This window comes from Streptomyces sp. NPDC058579, from assembly GCF_042718575.1.
Lineage (GTDB): Bacteria > Actinomycetota > Actinomycetes > Streptomycetales > Streptomycetaceae > Streptomyces.
The window spans coordinates 62,695-69,293 of record NZ_JBHXPI010000031.1; the positions used below are offsets into that span (position 1 = coordinate 62,695).

Below are 6,599 nucleotides of genomic sequence, written 5' to 3' on the forward strand. Positions count from 1 at the left end.
CTCGGGCACACGCTGTCGGTGGCCCGTGACAGGATCGAAGACGTACGCCACACGATGACCGCTCAAGGGAGAGCGCGATGGTCAGCAAGCCCCCCGCAGGCGACCCGGTCCAGGACGCCCCGCAGGTCGAGCCGCCGCGGCACACCGCCGCCGGCCTCGCCGCCGTCGCGCACACCCTGAGGATCTCCCAGGCACAGATGGGCGTGCGGCGCACCGCGCGGACCCTGCTCAAGGTCAACCAGAAGGACGGCTTCGACTGCCCCGGCTGCGCCTGGCCCGAAGGCGACAAGCGGCACGTGGCGGAGTTCTGCGAGAACGGCGCGAAGGCGGTCGCCGAGGAGGCGACGCTGCGCCGCGTGACCCCGGACTTCTTCGCCGCGCACCCGGTGGCGGACCTCGCGAACCGCAGCGGGTACTGGCTGGGCCAGCAGGGCCGCATCGCCCAGCCCGTCTATTTGGCCGAGGGCGCCGAGCGGTACGAGGCGGTGACCTGGGAGCGGGCGTTCGCGATCATCGCCGAGGAGCTGACCGCCCTCTCCTCCCCCGACGAGGCCCTCTTCTACACCTCGGGCCGGACCAGCAACGAGGCCGCGTTCCTCCTCCAGCTCTTCGCCCGCGAGTTCGGCACGAACAACCTGCCGGACTGCTCCAACATGTGCCACGAGTCCTCCGGTTCGGCGCTCAAGGAGACCATCGGGATCGGCAAGGGCAGCGTCTCCCTCGAAGACCTGCACCAGGCCGACCTGATCGTCGTCGCCGGACAGAACCCGGGCACGAACCACCCCCGGATGCTCTCCGCCCTGGAGAAGGCCAAGGCGGCCGGCGCGAAGATCATCTCCGTCAATCCGCTGCCCGAGGCGGGCCTGGAGAAGTTCAAGAACCCGCAGACCCCGCTGGGCCTCCTCAAGGGCGCCTCGCTCACCGACCTCTTCCTCCAGATCCGCATCGGCGGCGACCAGGCCCTCTTCCGCCTGCTCAACAAGCTGGTCCTGGAGACCCCGGGCGCGGTCGACGAGGAGTTCGTACGGGAACACACCCACGGGTACGAGGAGTTCACGGCCGCCGCGCGCGCCGCCGACTGGGACGAGACGCTCGCCGCGACCGGCCTCGACCGCACCGAGATCGAGCGGGCCCTGGAGATGGTCCTCGCATCCGAGCGGACCATCGTCTGCTGGGCGATGGGCCTCACCCAGCACAAGCACTCCGTGCCCACGATCCGCGAGGTCGTCAACTTCCTCCTGCTGCGCGGCAACATCGGCCGCCCCGGCGCCGGCGTCTGCCCCGTGCGCGGCCACTCGAACGTGCAGGGCGACCGCACCATGGGCATTTTCGAGCGGCCCGCGCCCGCCTTCCTGGACGCCCTGGACAAGGAGTTCGGGATCGTCTCGCCGCGCCACCACGGCTTCGACGTGGTCCGCTCGATCCAGGCGCTCCGCGACGGCGAGGCGAGGGTCTTCTTCGCCATGGGCGGCAACTTCGTCGGAGCCACCCCCGACACGGACGTCACCGAGGCGGCGATGCGCCGCGCCCGGCTCACCGTCCACGTCTCGACCAAGCTGAACCGCTCGCACGCGGTCACCGGCACGCGCGCGTTGATCCTCCCCACGCTCGGCCGCACCGACAAGGACGTCCAGAGCAGCGGCAAGCAGTTCGTGACCGTCGAGGACTCGATGGGCCAGGTGCACGCCTCGCGCGGCAACCTGCCGCCCGCGAGCCCGCACCTGCTCTCCGAACCGGCGATCGTGGCCCGCATGGCCCGGGCCGTCCTCGGCGCCGGATCGGCCACGCCCTGGGAGGAGTTCGAGAAGGACTACGCCACGATCCGCGACCGCATCGCGCGCGTGGTGCCCGGCTTCGACGACTTCAACGCCCGCCTGGCCGCCTCCCCCGGCGGCTTCGCTCTCCCGCACGCACCGCGCGACGAACGCCGCTTCCCGACCGCGACAGGCAAGGCCAACTTCACCGCCGCCCCCGTCGAGTACCCGACGGTTCCGGAAGGCCGGCTGGTCCTGCAGACCCTTCGCTCGCACGACCAGTACAACACCACGATCTACGGCCTCGACGACCGCTACCGCGGTATCAAGGGCGGCCGCCGGGTCGTCCTCGTCCACCCCGAGGACGCGGCGGCCCTCGGCCTCGCGGACGGGGCGTACACCGACCTCGTGAGCGAGTGGAAGGACGGCGTCGAACGGCGCGCGCCCGGCTTCCGGGTCGTGCACTACCCGACGGCCCGCGGCTGCGCGGCCGCGTACTACCCGGAGACGAACGTCCTGGTGCCGCTGGACTCCACGGCGGACATCAGCAACACCCCCGCCAGCAAGTCCGTGATCGTCCGGCTGGTGCCGGCGGCGGGGGCGGGGGACTGACCTCGCGGAGGCAACGGCTCGGCAGAGTGACCGGTTCCGCTCTGCCGGGGGTTCCGGGGCGCTCTGTATCCTCCACTCCCATTCACGGACGCAACGGGGGCTCGTGTTGTCCACTCCACCCTCTCCGCCCTCCCCGGAGCCGCCACCGCCTGATCGCCCACCGGTGGCGCCGGTTCCGCCCGAACCCCAGGGGCCGTCCCTGAGCGATCTCGCGATGGAGCGGATCGCTCCAGGCGCCGAGGTGCCGCCCTCCCGGCGGACGAAGGTCCTCGTGCGCGGGCTCGTGGTGATCGCCCTGGGGATCCTGGCCACGGCCGGCCTCGGTCAGGTCGTCACGTACGTCTACGACACCCTCTCCACGGAGTCCCGGCTGCGCGCCGAGGACGATGCCCAGAAGCAACTGGACAAGGAGGAGGCGCCGTTCACGACCGCGACGGACCCCGACAACTCCGCGCTCGACAGCGACGACTGGACTATCGTCCTCGACCGGACGATCACCCCGGCGGAACAGCGCGAGCTGGCGGCCCTGGACATCGCGGCGCGCGACTACGGACGGAACGCGTGGCGGATCCTCGGGCCCCTCGGCGGGCGGGTCATCGGCGCGAGCCCCCACCTGACGGGCGAGACCCTCATGCTCGGCCCGACCACCGTCGTCAAACTCAACCTCTTCAGCGACCGGACCTCCCAGCTGTCGATCACCGACATGCGCGCGGTCGACGTCACCTGCGCCCCCTCGACCGCCCGCTTCGTCCTGCGACACCCGGCCCAGGGTGAGGCGCCGTACCCGGGGGTCCTCTTCGATCTCCGGACGCCGAACCCGGTTCCGCTCATCACCGACGAAGGCGACGACCAGGGGCAGCCTTACTTCGACCACCGGAAGATCGATCTCGGCGGCGGCAGCACGCCCGGCGGCCTGCGGGTGGCGGCGACCGTCACCGAGCGTGAGAGCTGCGACTGGGAGATCGCGGCCGACTACCGGGATGCGGCGGGCACCCGCGGCGAGCTCCGGATCAGGAACGACGACGGCAAGCCGTTCCGCGCGGAGGCGCCGCCCGTGGCGCCCGACCAGTACTTCCTTCTCCAGGTCCGTCCCTACCGGCTCGTCCCCTGCCACGAACCGCAGCACGCGAACGACCCGCTCTGCCGGCTCTTCCTCCCGAGCCGACCGAAGAGCCGACCGACGAGCTGACCGGGGGTGACCGCCCCACCGCCCGGGTCCGTCTGGAACAATCGCCACGCGCCTAAGCGTTTGCTCAGGCACGCACTGACGACGTACGCAGTACGAAGACGAACGGAGCCGGGCCGATGGGCGAGCAGCAGCACGTGAAGTTCCCGCAGGAAGTCCTCGACGAGTACGCCGCGCTCGGCGTCGACCTGCCCGCCCTCTTCTCGGCGGGCCACCTCGGCAACCGCATGGGTGTACAGATCCTCGAGGCGTCGGCGGACAAGGTCGTCGGCACGATGCCGGTGGAGGGCAACACCCAGCCGTACGGCCTGCTGCACGGCGGCGCCTCCGCCGTCCTCGCCGAGACCCTCGGGTCGGTCGGCTCCATGCTGCACGGCGGCATCTCCAAGATCGCGGTGGGCGTCGACCTGAACTGCACCCACCACCGCGGCGTCCGCAGCGGCCTCGTGACGGGTGTCGCGACCCCGGTGCACCGCGGCCGGTCCACGGCGACGTACGAGATCGTGATCACCGACGAGCAGGACAAGCGGGTCTGCACGGCCCGGCTGACCTGCCTGCTCCGCGAGGTCACCGCCAAGGACGCCGGCAACGTCCCGAACACGGGCGGCAGCGGCGCCGGGGCCTGAGCAGCCCGTACCTGAACCCCCAGCCCGCGAAGGGCTTCCGGCGCGGCCCGGGACGGTCATGACCGTCCCGGGCCGTTCCCATGCCACTCCATGCCGCTCCATGCCGTTCCATGCCGTTCCATGTCCGAGCAATGCCCCCGAGCAAAGTCCAAGCAGGTCCGGACAACTCCAACTCGCCCGGCATCAAGGCCCGTTGTGTCGAGCAAGGGCCATCCACTAGCGTCGCCGTCATGGGGCTTCCGGCGCGCACGACGGTCACGACCGCCCTCCGCGTCACCCTCCGCACCGCCCTCGCCGCGTGCGCCCTCGCCACGCTCCCCGGCTGCGCCGCCGGCGACCCCCGCGCGGGCCCCGACGCCCGCCCCTCCGCCACCCCATCACCCACCCCGTCGCCCACGTCGCCGACCGCCAGATCCCCCGTGGACCTGTGCGTCGATCTCGTCGCGTACTGGGTCAAGGAAGCCCTGGTCGGGAGCAAGTGGGCGGGGCTCGACTGGGAGCAGAAGGGGCTCTCCAACGAGCAGTTGGTGATCCACGACGAGGTCCTCGCGCTCGCCCGCGCGAAGGAGCGCGCCGCCGGGCGCGAGGCGGCGGCCTCGTTCGCCGACGAGGAGACCCGAAGACGGTGCGCGGCGGCGAACGGCGCGACGGGGAGTTCGGAGAACTGGAAGCCGCCTCCGTAACACTCCGTGACGTCGACGCGAGGGGCAAGCGGAGCGCTGCACTCAGCGTTCCGTCCGCTGACGTTTGAGTGACTGTCCGATATCCGGAGACCTCCGCGGGCGGGTCGACAGGAGCATGATCCGCTCAAGCCCCTTAGCGGAACTGGGCGTTCTCACTATGTGAACACCCACATGCTGACCGATTTGCCCGAGTTTGCCCACCCGCCGTCCACCTCCTCTCCCCCTCGCGATAACAAGACAGTCACATCCTGACCTCGCCGCTCCCCACCTCCTCCACCTGCGCTTAGAGTCACGGCCAGTTACCGCGCCGCCGGGCGTGTCCACTGCACGGCCCTGCACCACCCAGTCATCCCCAGTACGGCCCGGCATTCACAAACGGCACCTCCAGCTTCATGCTTCACGGCACCGCCTCAGCTCGAGGGGGCCGCGCCAGGGAAAGGATTCATCGTGCGCAACCGTTCCTTGCTCATCCTCACCACCGTGGTCACCACGGGAGCACTCACCCTCACCGCCTGCGGTTCGCGCGACGACAAGGGCGGGTCCGACAACACTGCCGGCGGCACGACCGTCGTCATCGGTGTCGACGCGCCGCTCACGGGCTCGCTCTCGGCGCTGGGTCAGGGCATCAAGAACTCCGTGGACCTGGCGGTCCAGACCGCCAACAAGAACAAAGAGGTCCCGGGCGTAACCTTCAAGATCGAGGCCCTCGACGACCAGGCCGTCCCCGCCACCGGCAAGGCCAACGCCACCAAGCTCGTCGGCATCAAGGACGTCCTCGGCGTCGTCGGCCCGCTGAACTCCGGCGTCTCCCAGTCGATGCAGGCCGACTTCGACAAGGCCAACCTCACCCAGGTCTCCCCGGCCAACACCAACCCCTCGCTCTCGCAGGGTGACAACTGGGGCAAGGGCGAGTTCAAGCGCCCCTTCAAGACCTACTTCCGTACCGCCACCACCGACGTCATCCAGGGCAAGTTCGCCGCGAACTACCTGTTCAAGGACGCCGGCAAGAAGAAGGTCTTCGTCGTCAACGACAAGCAGACCTACGGCGCCGGCCTCGCCGCGATCTTCTCCGACGAGTTCAAGCGCCTCGGCGGCACCGTCGTCGGCACGGACTCCGTGACGGTCAAGGAGACGGACTTCTCCTCCACCGCCAACAAGATCAAGGGCTCGGGCGCCGACTCCGTCTACTTCGGCGGCCAGTACCCCGAGGGCGGCCTGCTCTCCGACCAGGTCAAGAAGACCGGCGCCAAGATCCCCACCATGGGCGGCGACGGCATCTTCGACCCCGAGTTCATCAAGGCCTCGGGCGAGGCCAACGACGGTGACCTGGCCACCTCGGTCGGCTTCCCCGTCGAGAAGCTCCCCTCGGCCAAGAAGTTCATCGCCGACTACTCGGCGGCCGGCTACAAGGACCCGTACGCGGCCTACGGCGGCTACTCCTACGACGCCGCATGGTCCATCATCCAGGCCGTCAAGGCCGTCGTCGCCGCCAACAACGGCAAGCTCCCCGACGACGCCCGCGCCAAGGTCACCGAGGCCATGTCCAAGGTCTCCTTCGAGGGTGTGACCGGCAAGGTCGCCTTCGACCAGTACGGCGACACCACCAACAAGCAGCTGACCGTCTACCAGGTCAAGGGCGCCGACTGGGCCGACGTCAAGTCCGAGACCTTCAAGGACTGACCCCCGCACCGCCCCGCACACGCACCACCTGAACCAAGCCGCGCGAGGGCGCAAACAG

The 6,599-nt window shown here is 70.1% G+C and carries 5 protein-coding genes; all 5 read left to right on the top strand.

Features of this window, described 5'->3' with window-relative positions; all coding sequences use genetic code 11:
• Positions 1–77: 77 nt before the first annotated feature.
• Positions 78–2,366 (top strand): FdhF/YdeP family oxidoreductase, encoded by a 2,289-nt coding sequence (locus tag ACFWRO_RS27320; protein WP_384514200.1) that lies wholly within the window; start codon positions 78–80, stop codon positions 2,364–2,366.
• Positions 2,367–2,529: 163 nt separating this feature from the next.
• On the top strand, positions 2,530–3,555 hold the full coding sequence (locus ACFWRO_RS27325; RefSeq protein ID WP_384514202.1) for a hypothetical protein: 1,026 nt from the start codon (positions 2,530–2,532) through the stop codon (positions 3,553–3,555).
• A 116-nt stretch (positions 3,556–3,671) separates the two neighbouring features.
• A complete protein-coding gene (locus ACFWRO_RS27330; RefSeq protein ID WP_384514204.1) occupies positions 3,672–4,178 on the top strand; it encodes a PaaI family thioesterase in 507 nt (168 codons plus the stop codon).
• A gap of 230 nt (positions 4,179–4,408) precedes the next feature.
• Positions 4,409–4,861 carry a hypothetical protein gene (locus ACFWRO_RS27335; RefSeq protein WP_384514206.1) on the top strand — a complete coding sequence of 151 codons (453 nt, stop codon included), beginning with the start codon at positions 4,409–4,411 and terminating at the stop codon, positions 4,859–4,861.
• Positions 4,862–5,308: 447 nt separating this feature from the next.
• Entirely contained in the window at positions 5,309–6,541 is a 1,233-nt protein-coding gene (locus ACFWRO_RS27340) for a branched-chain amino acid ABC transporter substrate-binding protein (RefSeq protein WP_384514208.1), read from the top strand.
• Positions 6,542–6,599 lie beyond the last annotated feature (58 nt).

Coding starts and splice junctions, on each gene's coding strand:
- ACFWRO_RS27320 (WP_384514200.1), top strand. CDS start 78: ATGGTCAGCAAGCCCCCCGCAGGCGACCCGGTCCAGGACGCCCCGCAG.
- ACFWRO_RS27330 (WP_384514204.1), top strand. CDS start 3,672: ATGGGCGAGCAGCAGCACGTGAAGTTCCCGCAGGAAGTCCTCGACGAG.
- ACFWRO_RS27335 (WP_384514206.1), top strand. CDS start 4,409: ATGGGGCTTCCGGCGCGCACGACGGTCACGACCGCCCTCCGCGTCACC.